This window comes from Aeromonas genomosp. paramedia, assembly GCF_023093515.1.
Classification (GTDB): Bacteria; Pseudomonadota; Gammaproteobacteria; order Enterobacterales; family Aeromonadaceae; genus Aeromonas.
Genome location: NZ_JAAROG010000025.1, coordinates 185945 through 208364 on the forward strand (window position 1 = coordinate 185945; position 22420 = coordinate 208364).

At 60.5% G+C, this 22420-nt stretch carries 20 protein-coding genes and 1 pseudogene; 11 read left to right on the top strand and 10 right to left on the bottom strand.

Features of this window, described 5'->3' with window-relative positions:
* The first annotated feature begins 45 nt into the window (after positions 1–45).
* The 6 genes from HB860_RS18705 to HB860_RS18730 all read left to right on the top strand — a co-directional run bounded on the left by HB860_RS18705 (position 46) and on the right by HB860_RS18730 (position 9052).
* Positions 46–978, top strand: coding sequence for a restriction endonuclease (locus tag HB860_RS18705; protein WP_247627587.1), 933 nt, complete (start codon positions 46–48; stop codon positions 976–978).
* Between the two features lie 2 nt (positions 979–980).
* On the top strand, positions 981–4496 hold the full coding sequence (gene hsdR / locus HB860_RS18710) for a type I restriction-modification system endonuclease (protein ID WP_247627588.1): 3516 nt from the start codon (positions 981–983) through the stop codon (positions 4494–4496).
* 125 nt (positions 4497–4621) lie between these two features.
* Positions 4622–5692 (top strand): Fic family protein, encoded by a 1071-nt coding sequence (locus HB860_RS18715; protein WP_247627589.1) that lies wholly within the window; start codon positions 4622–4624, stop codon positions 5690–5692.
* Positions 5693–5706: 14 nt separating this feature from the next.
* Positions 5707–7281, top strand: coding sequence for a type I restriction-modification system subunit M (locus tag HB860_RS18720; protein ID WP_247627590.1), 1575 nt, complete (start codon positions 5707–5709; stop codon positions 7279–7281).
* A complete protein-coding gene (locus HB860_RS18725; protein WP_247627591.1) occupies positions 7281–8699 on the top strand; it encodes a restriction endonuclease subunit S in 1419 nt (472 codons plus the stop codon). The genes HB860_RS18720 and HB860_RS18725 overlap by 1 nt, the downstream gene beginning before the upstream one ends.
* Entirely contained in the window at positions 8696–9052 is a 357-nt protein-coding gene (locus HB860_RS18730) for a 50S ribosome-binding protein YggL (protein ID WP_247627592.1), read from the top strand. The genes HB860_RS18725 and HB860_RS18730 overlap by 4 nt, the downstream gene beginning before the upstream one ends.
* Before the next feature lie 173 nt (positions 9053–9225).
* Here HB860_RS18730 and HB860_RS18735 read toward each other — a convergent pair whose 3' ends face one another.
* From HB860_RS18735 to waaF, 3 genes are all read right to left on the bottom strand, one after another.
* Positions 9226–10107 carry a DMT family transporter gene (locus HB860_RS18735; RefSeq protein WP_247627593.1) on the bottom strand — a complete coding sequence of 294 codons (882 nt, stop codon included), beginning with the start codon at positions 10105–10107 and terminating at the stop codon, positions 9226–9228.
* Positions 10108–10252: 145 nt separating this feature from the next.
* Positions 10253–11518, bottom strand: a complete 1266-nt coding sequence (gene waaA / locus HB860_RS18740) for a lipid IV(A) 3-deoxy-D-manno-octulosonic acid transferase (protein WP_247627594.1) — start codon at positions 11516–11518, stop codon at positions 10253–10255.
* 1 nt (position 11519) lies between these two features.
* Complete coding sequence (waaF, locus tag HB860_RS18745) at positions 11520–12617, bottom strand: lipopolysaccharide heptosyltransferase II (RefSeq protein ID WP_247627595.1); 1098 nt, start codon at positions 12615–12617, stop codon at positions 11520–11522.
* A gap of 289 nt (positions 12618–12906) precedes the next feature.
* Here waaF and HB860_RS18750 point away from each other — a divergent pair, with 289 nt between their 5' ends.
* Positions 12907–13695, top strand: coding sequence for a glycosyltransferase family 2 protein (locus HB860_RS18750; RefSeq protein WP_247627596.1), 789 nt, complete (start codon positions 12907–12909; stop codon positions 13693–13695).
* Between the two features lie 58 nt (positions 13696–13753).
* Here the strand turns inward: HB860_RS18750 and HB860_RS18755 are convergent, their stop codons facing one another.
* Complete coding sequence (locus tag HB860_RS18755; RefSeq protein WP_202047699.1) at positions 13754–14797, bottom strand: glycosyltransferase family 9 protein; 1044 nt, start codon at positions 14795–14797, stop codon at positions 13754–13756.
* Between the two features lie 222 nt (positions 14798–15019).
* Between HB860_RS18755 and coaD the strand changes: the two genes are divergently transcribed.
* Positions 15020–15502: a pantetheine-phosphate adenylyltransferase gene (coaD, locus tag HB860_RS18760; protein WP_139744767.1), complete on the top strand. Its 483-nt coding sequence runs from the start codon at positions 15020–15022 to the stop codon at positions 15500–15502.
* A gap of 75 nt (positions 15503–15577) precedes the next feature.
* Here the strand turns inward: coaD and HB860_RS18765 are convergent, their stop codons facing one another.
* The 6 genes from HB860_RS18765 to radC all read right to left on the bottom strand — a co-directional run bounded on the left by HB860_RS18765 (position 15578) and on the right by radC (position 19249).
* Positions 15578–16456: a VirK/YbjX family protein gene (locus HB860_RS18765; protein ID WP_247627605.1), complete on the bottom strand. Its 879-nt coding sequence runs from the start codon at positions 16454–16456 to the stop codon at positions 15578–15580.
* Between the two features lie 176 nt (positions 16457–16632).
* The gene (mutM, locus tag HB860_RS18770; RefSeq protein ID WP_163137455.1) at positions 16633–17445 is read right to left on the bottom strand and encodes a bifunctional DNA-formamidopyrimidine glycosylase/DNA-(apurinic or apyrimidinic site) lyase; all 813 of its coding nucleotides are present in this window, start codon (positions 17443–17445) and stop codon (positions 16633–16635) included.
* Positions 17446–17472: 27 nt separating this feature from the next.
* Complete coding sequence (locus tag HB860_RS18775; RefSeq protein ID WP_247627597.1) at positions 17473–17928, bottom strand: hypothetical protein; 456 nt, start codon at positions 17926–17928, stop codon at positions 17473–17475.
* A 94-nt stretch (positions 17929–18022) separates the two neighbouring features.
* Positions 18023–18190, bottom strand: coding sequence for a 50S ribosomal protein L33 (gene rpmG / locus HB860_RS18780; RefSeq protein ID WP_005323752.1), 168 nt, complete (start codon positions 18188–18190; stop codon positions 18023–18025).
* Positions 18191–18201: 11 nt separating this feature from the next.
* Positions 18202–18438, bottom strand: coding sequence for a 50S ribosomal protein L28 (gene rpmB / locus HB860_RS18785; protein ID WP_005307492.1), 237 nt, complete (start codon positions 18436–18438; stop codon positions 18202–18204).
* A gap of 136 nt (positions 18439–18574) precedes the next feature.
* The gene (gene radC / locus HB860_RS18790; RefSeq protein WP_247627598.1) at positions 18575–19249 is read right to left on the bottom strand and encodes a RadC family protein; all 675 of its coding nucleotides are present in this window, start codon (positions 19247–19249) and stop codon (positions 18575–18577) included.
* Positions 19250–19396: 147 nt separating this feature from the next.
* Between radC and coaBC the strand changes: the two genes are divergently transcribed.
* The 3 genes and pseudogenes from coaBC (at position 19397) to HB860_RS18805 (ending at position 22344) form a co-directional block, all read left to right on the top strand.
* Positions 19397–20599 (top strand): bifunctional phosphopantothenoylcysteine decarboxylase/phosphopantothenate--cysteine ligase CoaBC, encoded by a 1203-nt coding sequence (gene coaBC, locus HB860_RS18795; protein ID WP_247627599.1) that lies wholly within the window; start codon positions 19397–19399, stop codon positions 20597–20599.
* A 128-nt stretch (positions 20600–20727) separates the two neighbouring features.
* Positions 20728–20985, top strand: a pseudogene (gene dut, locus HB860_RS18800) (dUTP diphosphatase); the annotation flags it as partial.
* A gap of 129 nt (positions 20986–21114) precedes the next feature.
* Entirely contained in the window at positions 21115–22344 is a 1230-nt protein-coding gene (locus tag HB860_RS18805) for a tyrosine-type recombinase/integrase (RefSeq protein ID WP_247627600.1), read from the top strand.
* Positions 22345–22420 lie beyond the last annotated feature (76 nt).

Here is a 22420-nt window from a genome sequence, read left to right on the forward strand (position 1 = left end):
TTGTGGCAAGATAGGTGACTGCCTTTCACCGAGTCCCTGTCCACCATGAATCTACCCAGTTATGAAGCCATGATGCCTGCGGTGCTCAAGGTGCTGGCCGATGGTCATGCCCGTCCCCTTAGGGAAGTATTCGAGCGGGTTTGCCAACACTATGCCTTCACCCCGGAACAGCTGGCAGACACCTTGCCAAGTGGCCGCCAAACCACCATCCGCTCCCGGGTCGGCTGGGCCAAGACCTATCTGGTCAAGGCGGGGTTAATCGAGCAACCCAAACGCGGCATTTGTCTTATCACCGAACGGGGTAAGGTGGCGCTGGCCTCGGGTCACCCCATCGACAATCACTATCTGGCCCAGTTCAACGAGTTCGTCGCGTTCACTCTGGCCTCCAGTGAAAGCATGGGCAATCCGTCCCGGATCGTGACGGACGCAACGACACAGTCCACGCCAGAGCAGGCCAGTACACCGCAAGAGCAGATTGAGCAGGCTCTGGCAGCCATCAATCAATCCCTTGCCGATGACTTGCTAGCCGAGATCCTTACCATGTCTCCCCGCTTCTTTGAACAGCTGGTAGTCGATCTCATGGTGGCCATGGGTTATGGCGGAAGCCAGCAGGATGCGGCCCGCACTACCCGTTACAGTAGTGATGGCGGTATCGACGGCATCATTAAGGAAGACAGACTCGGACTCGACTCCATTTATCTGCAGGCCAAGCGTTACACCGACAAGACGGTGGGCCGCCCAGACATTCAGGCTTTCGCAGGAGCGCTGGATCTGCACAAAGCCCGCAAGGGGGTCTTTATCACTACCTCAAGCTTTAGCCGCGAGGCACAGGAGTTCGTGGGACTGATTGAGAAGCGCATTGTCCTGATTGACGGCCCACGTCTCGCCGCCCTGATGATTGAATACGGCGTCGGCGTCACCACCCGCCAGACTCTCACCATCAAGACCCTGGATTCAGATTACTTTCTGGAAGATTGACCATGACCGAGCGCAGCAACTTCTATTTCCTTCAAGCCCATGCCCCCATTCTGCTTGAGCTGGCGCAGGGCGCTGAACGGGCATTCGTCGGTGATCCCAACACGACCCTGGTCAAGTTGCGTCAACTGAGTGAAGCCTTGGCCCAAGATATTGCAATGCGCTGCGGTATTGCCGCCCAGCCGCAGACAACACAGGCCGAGCTGCTCTATCTGGTTGGCCGTGAGTTGTCGCTGGATCCGATCGTGATGAACCTGTTTCATGGGCTGCGCAAGGCAGGAAATCATGCGGTGCATCAGTTCAAAACCCGCCACAAGGAGGCCTTGGCCGGGCTGAAAGTCGCTCGAGACCTGGCTGTCTGGTACCACCGCTTCTTTGGCAAGGGGAGCGAACATTTCAAACCAGAGCCCTTTATCGTCCCCAAAGATCCCAGCGCCGAGCTGCACCAGTTACAGGAGCAGATAGCCAGGCTCAAGGACGAGCTCACCAGTGCCAGCAGCCAGCTCGATCAGAATCAGGAGTTGGCCGAGTTGCTGGCGCGGGAGAAGAAGGAGTATCAGGAGCTGGCTGAGCTGATGGACAGCGAGGCCAGAGAGCTTGCCTCCCAGGCCAAGACGCACCAACAGGCGCTCGCTACCCAGCAGCAGGAGTTCGAACGTCGCCTGGCCGAGTTGCAGCAGCAATTACAGCAGCAAAGCGAAGAGGCCAGGAAGCAGGCTGCACTGGCCCTGCAAGGGTTTGCCAGCAAGGCAAAGCGCATCACCGACACCTTAGTTCTCGACGAGGCCAGTACCCGCATTCTCATCGATCAACAGTTGCAGGATGCTGGCTGGGAGGCAGACTCCGAGCAACTCGATTACCGCAAGGGGGCTCGTCCGCAGAAGGGGCGCAACATGGCCATCGCCGAATGGCCAACCGAGCATCACGGGGAGAAGGGTCGGGCCGATTACGTGCTCTTTATCGGCCTGATGCCGGTCGCCGCCGTAGAGGCGAAAAAGATGAATACCAATGTGGCCGGCAAGATCCCTCAGGCGGGGCGCTACAGCAAAGGATTTGCCCTGTCAGGTTTGATGGTCAGCCCCTGGGTGCTGGAGGGACGCTCGTCCCCCTGGCACGATGGTCAAGGTGAACAGTATCAACTCCCCTACCTCTACTCCTGCAACGGTCGCCCCTTTGTCAAACAGCTGGCCGAGCAATCCGGCATCTGGTTTCGCGATGCCCGCCACCCGAGCAATCTCGCCCGTGCACTGCAAGAGTTCCACTCGCCGGAGGGGCTGCTGGATCTGCTCAAACGCAGCCGCGAACAAGCTGAGCAGACACTCAAGCAAGAGGGGTTTGGTTACCTCAAGGTGAGACCCTATCAGCAGAAAGCCATCGAGGCGGTGGAATCTGCGCTCTCGCGCGATCAGCGCGACTGTCTGCTGGCCATGGCGACGGGGACGGGCAAGACCCGCACCATCATTGGTCTGATGTATCGCTTCCTCAAGGCAGAGCGTTTTCGCCGCATCCTCTTTCTGGTGGACAGGACCGCACTCGGCGGCCAAGCCCTGGATGCGTTCAAAGATGCTCGCCTCGAACAAAACCAGACCCTGTGGTCTGCCTACACCATCGCAGAGCTCGGAGACATGGCGGCGCAAGCCGAGACCCGCATTCAGGTCGCCACCGTGCAGGCCATGGTCAAACGTATCTTCGCCAGTGACAACCGACCGCCGATCGATGAGTTCGACTGCATCATAGTGGACGAGGCTCACCGGGGTTACGCCCTGGATCAGGAGATGACCGAAGGGGAGCTCTCCACCCGTGATGCCGCGCAATATCTCTCAAGCTACCGTCGGGTGCTCGACTACTTCGATGCGGTCAAGATTGGCCTCACCGCCACCCCGGCAAAACACACCAGCGAGATTTTCGGCAAGCCGGTCTACCTCTACTCCTACCGTGAGGCGGTGGCCGACGACTGGCTGATCGACCACGAATCGCCGATCCGTTTCCAGACCGAGCTGACCGAGCATGGCATCAACTTCAGCAAGGGCGAGAAGGTGACCGCCATCGATACCCGCACCGGCGAGATTGAGACTGCGGAGCTGGAAGACGATCTCAACTTCGAGGTGGATGCCTTCAACAAACGGGTGATCAACGAATCCTTCAATCAGGTCATCTGTCAGGCGCTGGCACAGGAGCTGGATCCCTTCGGAGAAGAGAAGACCATGATCTTCTGCGCCACAGACAACCATGCCGACATGGTCAAGCGACTGCTGGATGCCGAGTTCCAAGCCCTTTACGGCGAAAGCTATAACCAGGAGGCGGTCGCCAAGATCACCGGCAAGAGTGACAAGGTGAGCACCCTGATCAGCCGCTACAAGAACGAACGCTACCCCAATATCGCCATCACGGTGGACCTGCTTACCACCGGCATCGACGTGCCGCGTATCTGCAATCTGGTCTTTATGCGGCGGGTCAAGTCACGGATCCTCTATGAGCAGATGATGGGGCGGGCCACCCGTCGCTGCGACGACATAGGCAAGACGGTGTTTCGCATCTATGACCCGGTTGATATCTATGCCGCGCTGGCCGAGGTCAACACCATGCAACCTCTGGTCAAGAATCCCGATATCACCCTGGCGCAGCTGGCCGGTGAGCTTAGCGATGAGCGCTGTCTGGAGCAAGCCCTCAACGTGGCGGGAGACGAGCCGGGCCAGAGCCAGGCCGATACCATCTTGAATCAGCTCAGCCAGAAGCTGATGCGGGTACTGCGCAAGGCCGAGAGCAAGGCGGATCGCTACCCGGCCTTGAAGCAGAAGCTGGCCGAACTGGGGGAAGAATGGGGTATTGAGCCTGGCAAGCTGCATCAGCACCTCCATCAGCTAGGGCCAAGGCAGGCCAGCCACTTTTTGCGCCAGCACGCCACCCTGCTGAGGGAACTGGCACAGGTGGAGGAGCTGATCGGCAGCGAATATCGTCCGGTGATTTCAGATCATCAAGACAGGCTCACTCTGCGCGAGCAGAGCTACGGTGCCTATGGCAGGCCAGAGGATTATCTGGATGGTTTCGCCGACTTTATCCGTCAGCAGATCAACAGCAATACCGCGCTGATGGCGGTAGTTAATGCCCCGCGAGACCTCACTCGGGTTCAGCTAAAAGAGATCAAACTGCTGCTCGACAGCGCCGGTTTCAAGGAGGCCAACCTGCAGAGTGCCTGGCGCAACCAGACCAATCAGGACATCGCCGCCAGCATCATAGGCCATATTCGTCGCGCCGCCCTTGGCGAGCCGCTCATCCCCTATAGCGAACGGGTACGGCTGGCGATGGAGCAGATCTACCGCAGCCAGAGCTGGACGCCCGTCCAGCGCAAGTGGCTGGATCGTCTGGCTAGGCAGCTGGTGCATGAGGTTATCGTCGATCGCGACTTTATCAACGAGCGCTTCGCCGATGATGGCGGCGCCAAGCGGCTCGACGGTCTGCTCGGCAAACAGCTGGATAAACTGCTGACGCAGCTTGGCGACGCGCTCTGGCAAGTGGCCTGACAAGCGGCAGCAGCCCCGACAGATATAGAAAAGGGCGCCTTTTATCTATATGGGCCGTGATATGTATAGAAAATTAAAATTTCTATACATACAATCGCCGCCATACACAGAAAAGGGGACTTTCTATGCCCATCACCCCGCTGCCGCTGGTCAATATCGCCGAGCTGGAGAGCCGCGCCGTGCTCAAGAAGAGCGCCGAAGCTCACCGCTATCTGGCCGAACTCAAGGGGGTGGCCGCCAGCATCCCCAACGAGGGGATCCTGATCAACACCCTGTCCCTGCAAGAGGCAAAAAACAGCTCGGAGATCGAGAACATCATCACCACCCAGGATGATCTCTACCGCGCCAACCTGTTTGAAGAGGCGGTCAATCCGGCCACCAAAGAGGTGCAGGACTATGCCGCCGCCCTCAAGCAGGGCTTTGCCACCGTGCGCCATCAGCAGCTGATCCGGCTGGCCGACATTCTGGCGGTGCAGCAGTGTTTGGAAAAGAACCGCGCCGGCTTGCGCCGTCTGCCCGGCACCGATCTCAAGAATGCCCGCACCGGCGAGGTGATCTACACCCCGCCCCAACATGCAGACGAGATAGCCGCCCTGATGGACAATCTGGTGTGCTATATCAATGACGACGAGCTCTGTGATGCCGATCCCCTGGTCAAGATGGCCATCATCCACCACCAGTTCGAGAGCATTCACCCCTTCTATGACGGCAATGGCCGCACCGGCCGCATCCTCAACCTGCTCTATCTGGTGGCTCAGGGGCTGCTCAACCTGCCGGTGCTCTATCTCAGCCGCTACTTTATCCAGGACAAGGGGCGCTACTACCGCGAACTGCAAGCGGTGCGCGATACCGGTGACTGGGAGCCCTGGCTGCTCTACATGCTCGATGCGGTGATCGACACGGCCCAGAGCACCATAGCGCTCATCACCGGCATCAAGGAGCTGATGGCCAGCTACAAGCAGGGCATCCGCGAACAACTGCCCAAGATCTACAGTCAGGATCTGCTCAACAACCTCTTCAACCACCCCTATACCAAGATCGACTTTGTCATGGGCGATCTCGACGTGACCCGCATCACCGCCACCCGCTATCTGGATCTGCTGGTCGAACAGCAATTCTTGCAAAAACAGAAGATTGGTCGCGGCAACTACTACATCAACCAGCCCCTGTGTGCCCTGCTGGCGGCTCACAGCTGATAACCGGAACTCTCATGCGCAACAACGATATCGTTCAAAAACTGTGGAACCTCTGCGACGTCCTGCGTGACGACGGCATCAACTACTCCGACTATGTCACCGAGCTGGTGCTGCTGCTCTTTATCAAGATGGTGCACGAGAACGAAGAGGCGGGCATTCTGGCCGCCCACACCCTGCCCAAGCAGTGCCGCTGGCCAGAGCTTGCCAATCGCTCCGGCCTCAACCTGCTCAACCACTATCGCCAGATGCTGGTGGATCTCTCCAAAGACCAGGATCCCCTGATCGCCGCCATCTATGCCGATGCCCAGACCCGGCTGCGCGAGCCGCGCCATCTGGAGCAGATGATCAAGACCCTCAATCTGATCGACTGGTTCAGCGCCAAACAGGATGGCCTGGGGGATCTCTATGAAGGGCTGCTGGAGAAAAACGCCGGCGAAACCAAATCCGGTGCAGGCCAATACTTCACTCCGCGCGCCCTGATCAACAGCATGGTGCGCTGCCTCCAGCCCCAGGCGGGGGAAGTGATTCAGGATCCGGCTGCCGGCACCGCCGGTTTTCTTATCGCCGCCGACCAGTACATCAAGAGCCAGTCGGACTATGACGACTTGACGCTGCAACAGGTGCGCTTCCAGAAGCAGAAAGCCTTTATCGGGGTCGAGCTGGTGCCCAACACCCGTCGTCTGGCCCTGATGAACTGCCTGCTGCACGGCATGGAAGGGGATGAAGAGGGGGTGGTCCACCTCGGCAATGCCCTGGGACAGGCGGGTGCCGCCTTGCCCAAGGTCGATGTCATCCTCGCCAACCCCCCCTTTGGCACCAGCAAAGGCGGCGAGGCCAGCAATACCCGCGACGATCTCACCTACAAGACCAGCAACAAGCAGCTCGCCTTCTTGCAGCATATCTATCGCGGCCTCAAGCCCGGTGGCCGCGCCGCCGTGGTGCTGCCCGACAACGTGCTGTTTGAAGCCGGGGTCGGTACCGAGGTGCGCCGCGACCTGATGGAAAAATGCAACCTGCACACCATACTGCGCCTGCCCACCGGCATCTTCTACGCCCAGGGGGTCAAGACCAATGTGCTCTTCTTCCAAAAAGGCAGTACTTCGGACCCCTATCAGCAGGAGGCCTGCACCCAGGCAGTCTGGGTCTATGACCTTCGCACCAATATGCCGAGCTTTGGCAAGCGCACCCCCTTTGGCAATGCCGCCATTGGCTTTACCGAGGCCGAGTTCGGCACAGATCCCCATCTGGGCCCCTTTGAGCAGGTATTTGGTACTGACCCCAATGGCGCCGGTTTGCGCACGGAAGGGGAATACAGCTTCGGCGCAGAAAAAGTCGAGCTGGCCGAGGATGCCGCGAACCAGAACACAGACCCCGAGCTGGCCCGCAGCCGCTGGCGCTGCTTTGGCCGGGAGTGGATCCGTGACCACAAGGGCGATTCGCTGGACATCAGCTGGCTCAAGGACAAAAACAGCGTCGATGCCGCTGCCTTGCCGGAGCCGCTGGAGCTGGCCAACGAGGCCAAGGCCGAGCTGGAAGCTGCGCTGGCCGAATTGCAGGATCTGGTTAAAGCGCTGGAGGATATGGCTTGATGATCTCATTGCCTACCGAGTGGGTGGAAACCACTCTTGATAATATTGCCGATTGGGGATCTGGTGGTACACCATCCAGAAAAAATGAAGATTATTATGGTGGTGATATCCCATGGTTCAAAACTGGTGACCTCGGGGAAAAAGTAATAAAAAAACCAAGCGAGTTTATTACCGAGCTCGGTCTGAAAAACTCGAGTGCCAAGCTCTTTCCAAAAGGTGCGGTAGCCATTGCAATGTATGGTGCAACCATTGGGAAAACATCTATTCTTGGTATAGACGCGACAACCAATCAGGCTTGTGCTGTTGGCAATCCCAAGCATAATATTGCCACGTCAGAGTTTTTATATTATCTTTTGCTAAATGAGAAAGATAACTTTATTGCAAAAGGAAAAGGTGGAGCGCAACCAAATATATCTCAAGCACTAATAAAAGAGCACGTGGTTTATTTTCCACCATTCGCGGAACAAAAAGAGATTGTCGGCCGACTCGATAAGTTTCTGGCTCGGGTAGAGGCAACTAAAGCCCGTCTGGCTTGTATCCAAGTTATTATTCAACGTTTCCGTAAATCCCTTCTTGCTGCTGCGGTTAACGGAGAATTATCCAAAGACATTCATTTAAATATCGATAAGTTTTCTGATAAATACTCTTCTGACTGGCGATGGCCAGACATTCCTCTTAGCTGGTCAGTTCGTTTATATCCAGATGTAGTTGATAGTCGACTTGGAAAAATGTTGGATAAAGTAAAAAATATTGGATCACCAATAAACTATCTTGGTAACATTAATGTTAGATGGTTCAACTTTGCCACGGAAAATTTACAAAGGATCCTTGTATCCGAAACGGAAAGAAAAGACCTTTTAGTAAAAAAAGGGGATGTGTTAATTTGTGAAGGTGGTGAGCCTGGCCGGTGTGCGATTTGGAATAAAAATGAAGAAATTACCTTTCAAAAGGCATTGCATAGAGCAAGAACCAAAGGAGATATAATTCCAGAGTGGTTGGTTTATAACTTAAAAAATGATGCTGATAACTTGACGCTCGCACAATTATTCACTGGCACAACTATAAAACATTTAACAGGTAAAGCGCTGGCTAAATATCCGATTAGGGTGCCACCTATTGAAGAGCAAAGATTAATCGTCTGCCGGGTAGAGCGGCTATTTGCCTATGCCGATACCATTGAACAGCAGGCCAAAGCGGCCAAGGAGCGGGTCGATAAGCTGACCCAGGCCATTTTGGCCAAGGCGTTTCGCGGCGAGTTGACCGCCGACTGGCGCGCCGCCAATCCTGACCTGATCAGTGGCAACAACAGCGCCGCCGCCCTGCTGGCACGCATCCAGGCCGAGCGGGCCGCCGTCAAACCACGCAAGCGGGCGAGCAAACCAGCAATCAACCCCACCTTGTCAGGAGTGACCCAATGACCCCAGTTCGCCCCAATAAGAACCGCTCCCGCCGCCTGCGCAAGAAGCTGCATCTGGGGGAGTATCAGGAGTTCGGTTTTCAACTCGCGTTTACCCTGAAACCCGAGTTGGCAAGCTTTGAAGAGGCGCTCGATCGCTGGCTCGCCTTTATCGAGTCGCAAGGCTGGGGCTTCGGTGGCGGTGGCGCCCTCTCGGGGCATGAGATCGACGGCTATCTCTGCCAGTTTGCCGGGGGCACGCTCACCGAGTCGGATAGAGAGCAGACCGCCCAGTGGTTGACCAGCCAAGCCTGGGTGGCCTCCCACCAGATAGCGCCCTTGAGCGATGCCTGGTACGGCCCATGGGAAGGGTAACGGTTTCCATGGGGTGAGCCACCGAACTATCCCCCCAGAAAACGAGCGACAGTCCCCCTGCCCAGCGCCCCATTCAAACAGCATCCCCTCCCCCTTTGAAAAAGAGCGGGCCTGCAATGGCAGGCCCGCTCTTTTTACTGACACCGCTTCGTGCTTGTTGGTGAGGCAGACTCTTATCCGTTGGATACGTTGAACTTGCGGCTGCGCAGCAGCAGGGGGAGCTGGTAGAGCACCAGGGCCCCCAGCACCAGGCCGGCGCCGGCCAGCTTGGCAGGGCCCAGCGGCTCGTCATAGAAGAGGGTGCTCAGGATAAGGGTCCAGACCGGTTCCAGCAGCATCAGCAGGGCCGCATGGGCCGTGGTCATCCGGCTCAGGGCGTGGGTGAGCAGCCAGTAACGCAGGGTGGTGGCGATCAGGACGCTGGCGGCAAACCAGCCCCAGATGCCAGAGCTGATGTCGGCGGGCCACTGCTCGGTCAGCAGGGAGAGCAGGGTGCCGAGCAGCCCGGTCACCGCCAGCTGGATGCAGGTGAGCCAGGTGGGGGGAATGGACTGGGCGAAGTGGCGGTGCACCGCGAGCTGTACCCCCAGGGTGGCGGCCGCCGCCAGGAACCAGAACAGGGAGAGCGACACGCCCCAGTGGGTGCTGCTGGAGAGCAGCAACAGGCCGGCCACAGCGACGGGCAGGGTCAGCCAGTAGTGGCGGCCGGGTCTGGCCTTGAACGCCGCCCAGGCGGCGAGCGGCGCCATCAGGGTGGCCACGCTCATGATGAAGGCGCCACTACCCAGGGCATCGCTCTGGCTGATGGCGGTGACCCAGAATAGCAGGCTGGCCCCGAGCAGGGTGCCGCATCCGGCGGCGCGCAGCAGTTGCGAACGGCTGGGGGGCGGCTCGCGCAGCCAGGCCAGTGGTAACAGCAGCAGGGCGGCCAGCAGGAAACGGCTGCCGATAAAGGCGGCGGTGGGCAGTTCGCGAATAGCCTCTTTCGAGAAGAGCCAGCCAGCGGCGGCCAGCAGGGTGACCAGTATCATCAGCAGCAGGGGAGCGCGGTTCATCGGGGCATCACAGGGTCAGGGCAAAGGGCAGAGCATAAAGGAAAGCAGGCCGGATTGCCTGCGGCGTTTGCCCCTGCCCCGGGAGCAGGCGGGACGACGGGCGGGTGCAGGATAAGGCACGGGGTGGCCACCAGGGCCACCCGCGCTAGTCGTTTTCCAGCGCGGCGAGGCAATGGGACAGGGTGCGCGCCAGCGCCCCCTGGTTGCGCAGCACCACGGCACGGGCCTGCTCCCCCATCTGGCGGCGGGCGCCCGCATCGCCGAGCAGTGTATTCACCTTGTCGCCCAGGGCATCGGCGTCCGCCACCACGGCGGCCCCCCCCTGAGCCACCAGCTGGCGGGTGATGTCGCTGAAGTTGAAGTAGGCGGGGCCAGTCAGGCAGGGTTTGCCGAGCGCCGCCGGCTCCAGCAGGTTGTGGCCACCAATCTTCACCAGGCTGCCGCCGACGAAGGCCAGATCGGCGGCAGCCAGCATCAGCGGCAACTCGCCCATGGTGTCGCCCAGATAGATTTTGTCGCTCTCGCCGACCGCACTGCCCGCCGTGCGCCGCACGCAGCCGTAGGGGGCGCACAGTTCAGCCACCCGGGCAAAGCGCTCGGGGTGGCGCGGCACCAGGATCAGCAAGGCGGACGGATGCGCCCTGAGCACCCGATCGAAGGCGGCCAGCACCTGCTCGTCCTCTCCCTGATGGGTGCTGGCGGCGATCCAGACCGGTCGCTCCTGTCCAAGCTGCTGGCGCAGGGCGCGGCCCCGGGCCTGCACCTCGTCGCCAAACTGGATGTCGAACTTGATGGAGCCGGTCACCGCCAGCCGCTCGCGGCCGATCCCCAGACGATGGAAGCGATCCGCGTCGTCCTGGTGCTGGCACAGCAGGTGAGTCAGCGGGCGACTGAGGGCATCGAAGGCGCCCTGGAAGCGGGCATAGCGCTGGCAGGATCGCTCGGAGAGCCGGGCATTGAGTATGGTCACCGGCAGGTGGTGCGCCTCGCAGGCTGCCAGCCAGTTCGGCCACAGCTCGGTTTCCATCACCCAGAGGGCGCGGGGCTTGAAGGTGGCCAGAAATGCCGAGACGGCCCAGGGGTAGTCCAGGGGCGCATAGCGGTGCACCACCAGATCCCCGAGCTTGGCCGCCTGCTCGGCGCCGGTGCGGGTGGTGGTGGTGAGCAGTATGGGCAAGGAGGGCTGCTCCGCCTTGAGGGCGCGGATGAAGGGGCTGATGGCCAGCGTCTCCCCCACGCTCACCGCATGGATCCAGAGCGGCGCCTCCTGCCCTGTGGCAGGTGCCCGTCCCAGGTGCTCGGCCCAGCGCTTGCCGAAGCCGGGCTTGCCTTTTTTGGGCTTGTAGAGCGCCAGCAGCGCCAGCGGCAGGCCCAGGTGGATCAGCAGGTTGTAGAGCAGCCGATAGATCATGCTACTGGCCTTCGCCGCCGGTCGCGGGACCCGCCACCGGTTGCAGCGCTATGGTCAGATCCGCCCCGTCGCTGCGCTCCAGCCGTTTGCCCGCCTCGATGACCTGCTCCGGCATCAGCTCGATCAGGCACTTGAGGTGGCCGAACTTGCAGGTGCGCTTGAAGCAGGGGCGGCATTCGATGTCGGTGTGCACGATCTCCACCCTGTCCGCCAGGGGCGGCGTGTAGAGCGGCGAGGTGGAGCCGTAGACGCCGATCAGCGGCCGGTTGAGGGCGGCGGCGACGTGCATCAGGCCCGAATCGTTGGCGATGACCCGACCAGCCAGGGCCATCAGATCGATCGCCTCGTGCAGGCTGGTCTTGCCCGCCAGCACGTGGCAGTTGGGGCGGGACAGGGGATTGATCCGGTCCCGTATGGTGTTCGCCACCTCCACATCCTTGCCGGAGCCGAAGATCCACACCTGCCAGCCTTCATCCAGATGCTTCTGGGCCACCACGGCGTAGTGCCCCTCGGGCCAGCGCTTGGCCGGGCCGAACTCGGCCCCGGGGCAGAGCACCAGCACGGGGCGGCCGCGATTCAGGCCGAGCCGCTCCAGCGCCTTGCCCTGGTTGACGAGATCCACGTGCAGGGAGGGATGGGGAATGGACGGAATGTCGCTCCGGCTCTTCATCTGCGCCTTGGGGTAGGCCAGCGCCAGATAGGCTTCCACCATCAGCGGGAAGGCTTGCTTGTTGCTGCGCATGTCGTTGAGCAGGCCGAAGCGGTGCTCCCCCTTCCAGCCGGTACGCACCGGGATCCTGGCAAACCAGGGAATGAGCGCCGACTTCATGGAGTTGGGCTGGATGATGGCCTGATCGTACTTTTCGGCAGCCAGCTGCTTGCCGAGCCGGCGGCGGGCCCCCAGCTTGAAGTCACCGTGACCGAGCGGCATGGGGATGGCCTTGTCCACCTCGGGCATCCGCTCAAGCAGGGCCACGCACCAGGCCGGTGCCATCACATGCAGCTCGCTGCCCGAGTGGTTGGCCTTGAGTGCCTTGTAGAGGCTCTGGGACATCACCATGTCGCCGACCCAGGAGGGGCCGATCACCAATATCTTCATCGCGCGTCTTCTCTCGGGACTGGCCCGGCAGTTAATCGTTACTGGGCGAGATTATGCCCCAAGAAAGGCCGAAGAAATAACAGAAGATACCTGCCTGATGCGCAAGAGGCCTTCCAGGGCCGCGCTGCGGGAAGTGGATGCTCCCTCTTGTCAGCACCGGCGCCCTGTCCCCCGTCGAAAGCGGCTCGACATGGCCAGCGGCCCCATGCCCCCGCCGGGGTTTTAGGCTAGAATGGGCGCCAATCCGAGCATGACCCGCCCGCCGGGCGCCAACAAGAGTCCAGAACCCGTGAAAAAACCGACCCTGGCGGCCGTCCTGATCGTCAAGAACGAAGCCGACAACCTGCGCGCCTGCCTCGCCTCCCTCGATGGCCTAGTGGACGAAATCGTCATCCTGGACTCCGGCAGTCAGGATGAGACCCCCGCCATCGCCGCCGAATTCGGCGCCCGCTTCTTCGTCAACACGGCCTGGCCTGGCTTCGGTCGCCAGCGCCGCCTCGCCCAGTCCCATGTCCAGTCGGAGTGGGTGCTGTGGCTGGATGCGGACGAGCGGCTCACCCCCGAACTCAGGGAGGCCATCAAGGGGGTCATGGCCAATCCGGCCGGCGACACCATCTACTCCATCCCCCGCCTCTCCTGGGTGTTCGGCCGCTTCATCCGCCACAGCGGCTGGTACCCGGATCGGGTGCTGCGCCTCTACCCCAGGGCGCTGACCGGCTACAACGAGGCCCTGGTGCACGAGAAGGTGGAGGTGCGCGCCAACATGAAGATCGTCAACCTGCACGGCGACCTGCTGCACTTCACCTACCGGGATCTGGAGCACTATCTGGTGAAATCCGCCGGCTACGCCAGGGCCTGGGCCGATCAGCGCACCACTCGCGGCAAGAAGGGCTCCCTCGGCCAGGGACTGGTGCACGCCATCGGCTGCTTCCTCAAGATGTACCTGCTCAAGGCTGGCTTCCTCGATGGCAAGCAGGGACTGCTGCTGGCCATCCTCTCCGCCCACTCCACCTTCGCGAAGTACGCGGACCTCTGGATCCGCCAGCAACCCCAGGCGCCGGACCAGGCCCCCAAGTAAGCCGGCATGGCGACACCCCCATGACGAGACAGGGCCCCGAGGGGCCCTGTCTGCATTCTCAGCGCTCTGCCCGCCAGAACGGCGGAGCCCAGCGGGCGATCGCCGCCGCCATGGTCTTGGGATCGAGCTGGCTCATGTCTTCCGGGTGATCGCTGTCTTCCGGCGGGCTGAAGGCCAGATGACGCCCCTCGCTGTTGAGCGGACGCCAGCGCAGCGGCGTGGCGGAGCGGTGCGCCGGGAAGAAGCCGATGGTCGGCACGTCCAGCGCCGCGGCTATGTGCAGCGGCCCCGTGCTACCTGCCACGAACAGGGCGGCATTGGCCATCACCTGACAGAACTTCGGCAGCCCCTCGTCGGAGCGGTAGATCCAGCCGTTGCCGCCGTGGGCCAGCAGCTCGGCCGCCAGCTGCTCCGCCTTGCTCTCCTCTCCGGGCCCCGCCGTCAGCACGCACTGCAATTCCGGGCAGGCCTGGTTGAGCTTGATGATGAGGCGCGAGTACTGCTCGATGGAGAGGTTGTTGGCCGAGCCGCCGCTGCCGGCGTGCACCATCAGCCAGGGGCGGCTCGCATCCAGCCTCAGCCGGCTGGCGACCTGCTCGCGCACCTGTTGCAGGCTCTCGGGATCGAAGCTGAGGTAGGGCCCCTGGGGCTCCACCACGCTCAGTTGCTGGTCGGCCAGGAAGCGGCGCACCAGATCCAGGTTGTACTCGTACTCCGGCTTCTGGGAGCGGGAACGGCGCTGCACCAGCCGCTGGTTGTAGAGCACCTGGGCCAGCTTGGTGGCCGGGGCCAGCCGGTAGGGAATGTGCGCCTTCCACACCAGCTTGGCGTTACGGGTGTTGGAGAAGAGGCAGATGGAGGCATCGAAGGCGGCCGCCTTGATGCGGGCCAGCAAGGCCCGTTGCTGTTCCTTGTCGGCCCGGGCACCCGGATCCAGGATGATCTCGTCGATCCAGGGGCAGAGGCGGGCCAGCGGCGCCGTGTAGGCGGGAACCAGGGCAGTCACATGACACTCCATGGAGCGCTTGAGCATGGCAAAACTCGGCCAGGCCAGCATGAAGTCACCAATCTTGTCATTGCGTACTACCAGAATGCGTTTCATAAAAAATCCCTTTGCTCCCTGTCACCAATGCAGGGAGGCTTGATGCGCGGTGCGGCTATTCTTGCCTGATGCCGGGCTATTCTCAAGCGAAGACGCCGAGGGGCCCTGATTTGGGCGATCCAACCTGGGGCGTCGCGCCAGAAATCCGCGCCATCCGGTCGCGACAAACCACCAACAGACCCTATAATGCGACCAATTTTCCCGGTTGCAGGAATCAGCAGCATGACCAACAAGGTAATCTATCCCGGCACCTTCGACCCCATCACCAACGGCCACACCGATCTCATTGGCCGGGCCGCCAGGCTGTTTGACGAGGTGGTGGTCGGGGTCGCCAACAGCCCGAGCAAGCGGCCGCTGTTCGATCTGGCGGAGCGCGTCCTGCTGGCTCAGCAGGTGACCGCCCATCTGCCCAACGTCAAGGTGGTGGGCTTCTCCGGCCTGCTGGTGGATTTTGCCAGGGAGCAGCAGGCCAACGTGCTGATCCGCGGCCTGCGCGCCGTCTCCGACTTCGAGTACGAATTCCAGCTGGCCAACATGAACCGCCGCCTGATGCCGGAGCTGGAGAGCGTCTTCCTCACCCCGGCGGAAGAGAACTCCTTCATCTCCTCTACCCTGGTGAAGGAGGTCGCCCTGCACGGCGGCGACATCCACCAGTTCGTCGATCCCCTGGTGGCCCAGGCCATCGCCGCCAAACAGGGCAAGTGACAACGCAAACAGGCTACCCCAGGGTAGCCTGTTTGTCGGGGCAGTTGACGCTGCCCCTGTCTCCCGCCCCTGCCGTCAGTCCGGCGTGCGGTTCAGCACCTGCTGACAGTTGAGCGCCAGCTCGTCCAGCCAGGCGTAGCGACGCCGGTACATGGCCCGCTTCCTGGCGGCCACCTCCTCCAGCGGCTTGCGCACCACGGGCTGCAACCGCACGAAGTTGGCATCCTGATCCAGGGCACCGAACTCCTGCCACAGCTCGTCATAATCCGCCTGCAGGCAGGCCTTTTTCTTCTTGCTGTAGCGTCTGGCCTGGAAGATGTGCGCCTTCATCCGTACGGCCGAGACACGGCTTGCGCCCATGGCGCCGGCCAGCGCCATCACCAGCATCACCACCAGCGACTTGGGTCTTATGCCATGGCCCGCCTTGGTCAGGGCTCGTACCTGCTCCTGGGGCTGCTCGACACCGGGCTCGGGCCCCTGCACCGAGCCTATCACCAGCGCCAGCTCGTGCTCGCTGCCCGCCAGCGAGAAGGCGCAGCTGTAGAGCCGCTCCCCCTGCTCGTTGACGATGGAGAGGGCCAGTTCGGCCTCCCGGCGGAAGGTGCCGTCGTGGCGCAGCACCAGGCGACAGCCCCCCTCTGGGTAGCGGCCGAGTTCGATCCCCTCTCCCAGATAGAGCGGGTCGATCAGGTCCGGATAACGGGCCAGCAGCAGCCGGTAGTGATCCTCCACCATCCTGACTCGCTGGTTCACGGTCGAGCAGGCGAAGCGATAGGGGCGCATCGGCTTGTCGAGCAGCTCGGGATAGTGGGCAGGCAGGGCCCTAAGGGGTTCTGTCTGAAACAGCTCGAACACCCGGTTCAACTGCGGCCGGTAGAGCAGACTGCGCAGCACGAACTTGCCGCGATTGAAGGTCTTGCGGGCGCTGTCATCGGGATAAAGGAAGCGGGCCATTTTCTGGGCGCAATAGTGCCCCTGCCGGGATAAATGATCCCAGTCTATTGATTCTGCTGTCATTTTATTATCTCTTCTGCGTGTACAGCGAGATACTAGTCAGCGACAGCCGGGGCTTCAACAGACTGGAAATACGTCGTTACAACTTCACCGCGTCTCCCCCCAAATGGTCCGGATCAGCGCTGGCAGTGGGAGCAGAACACAGTGGTTCTCTGACCCATCCTCACCTCGGTCAGCAGGGTATGGCAGTGGAAACAGGGCTGGCCGCCCCGGCCATAGACCTGCAACTGCTGCACGAAATAGCCCGGCTTGCCGTCGGCACTGGTGAAATCCTTGAGGGTGGTGCCCCCCTGGCGAATGGCCTCGGCCAGCACCCGCTTGATCTCTGCCACCAGGGTCCCCAACCGCTCGCCGCTGATGTTGCCCGCCGCCCGCTTGGGGTGAATGCCGGCGGCGTAGAGCGCCTCGTTGGCGTAGATGTTGCCCACCCCGACCACCACCTGGTTGTCCATCAGGAACTGCTTGATGGCGGTGCTGCGCCCCTTGGCTCGCGCCCGCAGATAGTCGGCGCTGAAGGCGTCGGTGAGCGGCTCGGGCCCCAGCTTGGCGAGCAGGGCGTGCGCCTCGGCGGGTTCACGGGTCCACAGCAGGGCGCCGAAACGGCGCGGATCGTTGAGCCGCAGCAGCTTGCCGTTGGCGAGCTCGATGTCCACGTGATCGTGCTTCTCGGCCGGGGTGCCTATGTCCAGCACCCGCAGGCTGCCGGACATGCCGAGATGCAGGATGGCGGTGCCAAAATCGGTCTCCAGCAGCAGGTACTTGGCACGGCGGCTGACCCTGTGGATGACGAGATCCACCAGCTCCTGGATCTCCCCAGGCACAGGCCAGCGCAGCCGGCCATCCCTGACCACCACACGGGTCACCTTGATGCCGGTGAGCCAGGGAGAGATCCCCTGGCGGCTGACTTCGACTTCCGGTAATTCAGGCATAGACAGGTCTCTCGCTCACGGCAGGATTCAGGGGGTGGGGCGCAGCAGGTCGCGGTACTGCTCCTGGCTCAGGGTGAGCCAGGTCGAGGGGGGCAGCAGGGCGGCAAACTTGCCGTCGTCCTGATAGAGCCCCACTTCAACCGGATCGCTCTGGCCGGCGACCCATATCTTGAGGGTGACAGGGGTGCCGCGCACGGCCCCGCCCGGGGGCAACAGCCAGCCTTGCCATGTCTCGATGCGGGCGGCCAGCTGGGCGCTGCTGAGCCCCAGATCCGGCCCGCTGCGCCAGCCCTGGCCGATCCGCTCTATCTGCCAGCTCGGCCCCTGCCAGGTCAACACCACGGCAGATTCGGGCAGCAGGGGACGGGCGCGCTGGGCGCTGTTCTCCTGCTGGGCCTGCTCCAGCCGGTGCAGCAGGGTGATAACGATCAGCACCACCACTATGATCACGTTATTCCAGCCTTTACGGCTCAATTTGAACATGGCAAGCCTCCCTTTGAAGCGGCAGTGTACTGAATTCCATCCATAAAAAAACCCGGCACTAAGCCGGGTTTTTTGGGAATGCAGCATCAAGTGATTACTTGATTTTGCCTTCCTTGTAGATCACATGCTGACGAATAACGGGATCAAATTTCTTGATCTCCATTTTTTCGGGCATGGTGCGCTTGTTCTTGGTAGTGGTATAGAAGTGACCAGTACCGGCGCTGGAGTTCAGGCGAATCTTATCGCGAATACCTTTAGCCATGATCTAATTCCTTATACCTTAACGCCGCTGGCACGCAGTTCAGCCAGAACCACTTCAACGCCGCGCTTGTCGATGATACGCATGCCTTTTGCGGATACGCGCAGGCTTACGAAGCGTTTTTCACTCTCAACCCAAAAACGGTGAGTGTGCAGGTTCGGCAGGAAACGACGCTTGGTAGCGTTGTTAGCGTGCGAACGGTTGTTACCAACTGCCGGGCGCTTGCCGGTTACTTGGCATACTCTAGACATGTCAGTCTCTCCAAATCTTACTTCATTGCTCGAGCAAATATCTGCCCCGCTGGCCTTCGATTGCGGGGCAAACAGAAGGCGGCATTTTATACAGCATCCGTGATCAAAGATCAACTAATACAGTGCCAGAGCCCAGTCATAACCAACCACGCTCTGCGAAAGAAACCGTGATGCCGTCACCGATCACCAAGTGATCCAGCACTCTGATATCGACCAAGGCCAGGGCGGCCAGGATCCGATCCGTGATCTGGCGGTCGGCCCGACTGGGCTCGGCTACGCCGGACGGGTGATTATGCGCCAGAATCACGGCGGCTGCATTATGTTTGAGCGCGATCTGCACGATTTCCCTGGGCCAGACGCTCGCCGAATCCAGGGTGCCGTAGAAAAGTTCAACAAATTGAATCACTCTGTGCTGGTTATCGAGCAATAACAGCGCAAACACCTCCCGCGGCCTGTCCCGCAGCTGAGCCTGCAGATACTCCCGGGTCAGCTGGGGGGACGTGAGGGCCTCCCCCCGTTGCAACTGCTCGGCAAGATGCCGTCTGCCCATCTCCAGCACCGCCTGCAACTGGGCATATTTGGCCGGCCCCAGCCCGTGAGCGCCGCAAAAAGCCTGTTGCTCGGCCCCGAGCAGCCCCCGCAGGGAGCCGAACTGCTGCAACAGCTGGCGGGACAGATCCACCGCGCTCAGGCCGCTGACCCCGGTGCGCAGGAAGATCGCCAGCAATTCCGCATCGGAGAGCACCCCCGCCCCACGGCGCAGCAGCTTCTCCCGGGGGCGCTCATCTTCCGGCCACTCCTTGATGCTCATTTGTCTCTCCCTCACGGCTATTGAGAGAAAACATAGCAAAAAATCGCGGGAGCCCGACCACAACTCCCCCATGTCAGCCTCTGTCGTCGTCCATCGCCTGTGCTATCTTAGCCGACCAGTCAGAGTGAGCCGAAAGAGAAGCAGTAGATGAGATTGGCCGATAAACGCATCCTGTTGGGTGTCAGTGGCGGGATCGCCGCCTACAAGAGTGCCGAACTGGTACGCCGCCTGAAAGATCAGGGGGCCGAGGTACGGGTGGTGATGACCCGCTCCGCCAAGGAGTTCATCACTCCCCTGACCCTGCAGGCCGTCTCCGGCCACCCGGTGGCCGACAGCCTGCTGGACCCGGCCGCCGAGGCGGGCATGGGGCACATCGAGCTGGCCAAGTGGGCGGATCTGGTACTGATCGCCCCCGCCAGCGCCAACCTGATGGCGCGCATGGCCGCCGGCATGGCGGACGAGCTGCTCACCACCCTCTGCCTGGCCACCCCGGCAACCGTGGCGCTGGCCCCGGCCATGAACCAGCAGATGTATCGCAACGCCGCCACCCAAGCCAATCTCAAGACCCTGGCCGACCGCGGCATCCTGCTGTGGGGGCCGGATTCCGGCAGCCAGGCCTGCGGTGACGTGGGCCCGGGCCGGATGCTGGATCCCCTCGAACTGGTGGAGCGCTGCTGCCAGCAGCTGGCTGCCGAGCCGTTGCTGGCGGGAGTCAAACTGCTGCTCACCGCAGGGCCGACTCGCGAGGCGCTGGATCCGGTGCGCTACATCAGCAACCACAGCTCCGGCAAGATGGGGTACGCCATCGCCCGCGCCGCCCGCGAGGCGGGGGCAGAAGTGACGCTGGTGAGCGGCCCTGTCGCCCTGTCCACCCCGCAAGGGGTGACAAGAGTCGATGTGGAGAGCGCCCTGCAGATGCACGAAGCTGTGATGAGCCGGGTCGGTGAGTGCGACCTCTTTATCGGCTGCGCTGCTGTGGCGGACTATCGCCCGGCCCAGGTCGCCAGCCAGAAGATCAAGAAGACTGGTGACAACGACCAGATGGCGCTGACCCTGGTCAAGAATCCCGACATCATCGCCGCCGTGGGGGCACTGTCAGACAAGCCCTTCACCGTCGGATTTGCCGCCGAAACCGTGGATGTGGAACAATACGCCCTCGACAAACTGCGACGTAAGCGGCTGGACATGATCGCCGCCAACGACGTGTCCCGCGCGGGTCAAGGCTTCAATGCCGATGACAACGCCCTGACCGTCTTCTGGCAAGGGGGTCAGGCCGCCCTGCCCCTGGCCGACAAGCTGACGCTGGCTCGTCATCTTGTCGCCCTGATTGCACGCCACTATCGACCCTGAGCCCCGGGCCATTACCACTGGCGACGGACTCACGGCGACCGGCATCGCATTGACAACATGCTGGGCGACCCAAGGGCGCCCACTGAACCACTCGATCGCCCCGGGGCGATCCAATTGAAAAACGATTCATGACGACACAAATTGAACTGAAAATCCTGGATGCCCGCATCGGCACCGACTTCCCGCTGCCTGCCTACGCCACTCCGGGTTCCGCCGGCATGGATCTGCGCGCCCTGCTGGATGCACCGATCACGCTGGCACCGGGCGACACCACCCTGGTGCCGACCGGGCTCGCCATCCACATTCAGGATCCGGGTCTGTGCGCCACCATCTTGCCCCGCTCCGGCCTAGGCCATAAGCACGGCATAGTGCTCGGCAACCTGGTCGTTATACGTCATTAATGAAGCTGTCTCATTCGTTGCATAGTAGAGAATATTGTCCTTTCAATGGTTCACATGAATTTATAAGCCGCATGGATAGAATGTCTCAATAGTCTCATCATCTGGAGCTGAGCGATGGCTGAACTGTTTTACTTTGATAAGGGCATCTTTGATCAGCTGCCACCAGTAGAAAGAACCAAGTTCAGGGCTCTTCTTAAGACAAATATGATTCCAAATGGTCGGCCCTTTTTTTTGGATGACAATGGCCTGCCAGAACAGATACTCGACGGTTTTTGTAAATACCTACTCTGTCCTCAACGTGCTAGTATTCAGACTTGGAAGACATACGCCAATCAGGTCTCCATCTTCATTCGGTTTATGACTGCCCAAGGAAAATCTTGGCAACAGGCAACAAAATGTGACTTAGACCTCTACTACACCATCCGAACCAGTGGTGAATACCAGAATCAACCCGCCCTAAAAGATCGCTCATGGAATGTGGCTAAAAGCGCCATTGTGCATTTGTATGAATACGCCCTTGATAAAGGGCTCATCGATAGCACTCCATTCAAGTACCGACGTTCAAAGACTATGTTCGGCGGCAAAAATGTAGAAACTGCTGATTTATCTGCTAAATACACTCCAGAACCAGTAAATTTTATCAGCATCACTAACTACCAACGCATCTGGCGCCCTCTTATAGCTAACGGCGAGAACTCTCAACGGAATCTGGCTTTAATTGATACCCTGATAGTCTCAGGGTTACGTATTTCAGAGGCGCTAAACCTCGACGTTCATCAGCTCCCAGATCCAGATGACCAATGCTATGCCGGACTGAGGAGTGTGACGCTTAAAGTAGTTGGGAAGGGCAAAAAAAGCCGCGATGTTCGAATTCCAAAAAGGATCGTTCGAGCAATCAGATTCTATTGTGATGAGGAAAGAGCAGAGATCCTCACTCGGGCAAAATCTGACCACACGCGCAAAAAGTCCCCGAAACAATCCAGCAAGATCTTTTTAGCACGAACAGGGCGCCCTCTCTCTAGCCGCACCGTGGAGAGTTTCTTTGCTGCTATATCCAGCAGAGCTGGTATACGACTAACCCCCCATGGCTGCCGCCACAGCTTCGCTATCTATCAGCTGGATGCCATGATTAAACGCATGGCCCAAAATCTCAGGGAGCTCCGAGAGAATGGGTCCGATGCATATCGACAGATCTTGAACGACCCACTCAGAGAGTTACAGAAACTGTTAGGGCACTCCCACATATCGACTACCTACATTTACCTCGACTTCCTAGAGGACTCTGAGGCTCTGGTTGATGAATCTTTGGGGGATTGGACTAAATGGGAAAACGAAAATTCCTAACCCGAAGGTTATCCCCCACTAAGTGCTCCCCCTAATACTTGCAGGCAGATCTAAGGGGCCTCCTACAGCAGCTCAC

What these genes read in the sequence shown, in the direction of transcription:
- HB860_RS18705 (WP_247627587.1), top strand. Translation starts at nt 46, where the DNA reads ATGAATCTACCCAGTTATGAAGCCATGATGCCTGCGGTGCTCAAGGTG.
- hsdR (WP_247627588.1), top strand. Translation starts at nt 981, where the DNA reads ATGACCGAGCGCAGCAACTTCTATTTCCTTCAAGCCCATGCCCCCATT.
- HB860_RS18715 (WP_247627589.1), top strand. Translation starts at nt 4,622, where the DNA reads ATGCCCATCACCCCGCTGCCGCTGGTCAATATCGCCGAGCTGGAGAGC.
- HB860_RS18720 (WP_247627590.1), top strand. Translation starts at nt 5,707, where the DNA reads ATGCGCAACAACGATATCGTTCAAAAACTGTGGAACCTCTGCGACGTC.
- HB860_RS18725 (WP_247627591.1), top strand. Translation starts at nt 7,281, where the DNA reads ATGATCTCATTGCCTACCGAGTGGGTGGAAACCACTCTTGATAATATT.
- HB860_RS18730 (WP_247627592.1), top strand. Translation starts at nt 8,696, where the DNA reads ATGACCCCAGTTCGCCCCAATAAGAACCGCTCCCGCCGCCTGCGCAAG.
- HB860_RS18735 (WP_247627593.1), bottom strand. Translation starts at nt 10,107, where the DNA reads ATGAACCGCGCTCCCCTGCTGCTGATGATACTGGTCACCCTGCTGGCC.
- waaA (WP_247627594.1), bottom strand. Translation starts at nt 11,518, where the DNA reads ATGATCTATCGGCTGCTCTACAACCTGCTGATCCACCTGGGCCTGCCG.
- waaF (WP_247627595.1), bottom strand. Translation starts at nt 12,617, where the DNA reads ATGAAGATATTGGTGATCGGCCCCTCCTGGGTCGGCGACATGGTGATG.
- HB860_RS18755 (WP_202047699.1), bottom strand. Translation starts at nt 14,797, where the DNA reads ATGAAACGCATTCTGGTAGTACGCAATGACAAGATTGGTGACTTCATG.
- coaD (WP_139744767.1), top strand. Translation starts at nt 15,020, where the DNA reads ATGACCAACAAGGTAATCTATCCCGGCACCTTCGACCCCATCACCAAC.
- HB860_RS18765 (WP_247627605.1), bottom strand. Translation starts at nt 16,456, where the DNA reads ATGGCCCGCTTCCTTTATCCCGATGACAGCGCCCGCAAGACCTTCAAT.
- mutM (WP_163137455.1), bottom strand. Translation starts at nt 17,445, where the DNA reads ATGCCTGAATTACCGGAAGTCGAAGTCAGCCGCCAGGGGATCTCTCCC.
- HB860_RS18775 (WP_247627597.1), bottom strand. Translation starts at nt 17,928, where the DNA reads ATGTTCAAATTGAGCCGTAAAGGCTGGAATAACGTGATCATAGTGGTG.
- rpmG (WP_005323752.1), bottom strand. Translation starts at nt 18,190, where the DNA reads ATGGCTAAAGGTATTCGCGATAAGATTCGCCTGAACTCCAGCGCCGGT.
- rpmB (WP_005307492.1), bottom strand. Translation starts at nt 18,438, where the DNA reads ATGTCTAGAGTATGCCAAGTAACCGGCAAGCGCCCGGCAGTTGGTAAC.
- radC (WP_247627598.1), bottom strand. Translation starts at nt 19,249, where the DNA reads ATGAGCATCAAGGAGTGGCCGGAAGATGAGCGCCCCCGGGAGAAGCTG.
- coaBC (WP_247627599.1), top strand. Translation starts at nt 19,397, where the DNA reads ATGAGATTGGCCGATAAACGCATCCTGTTGGGTGTCAGTGGCGGGATC.
- HB860_RS18805 (WP_247627600.1), top strand. Translation starts at nt 21,115, where the DNA reads ATGGCTGAACTGTTTTACTTTGATAAGGGCATCTTTGATCAGCTGCCA.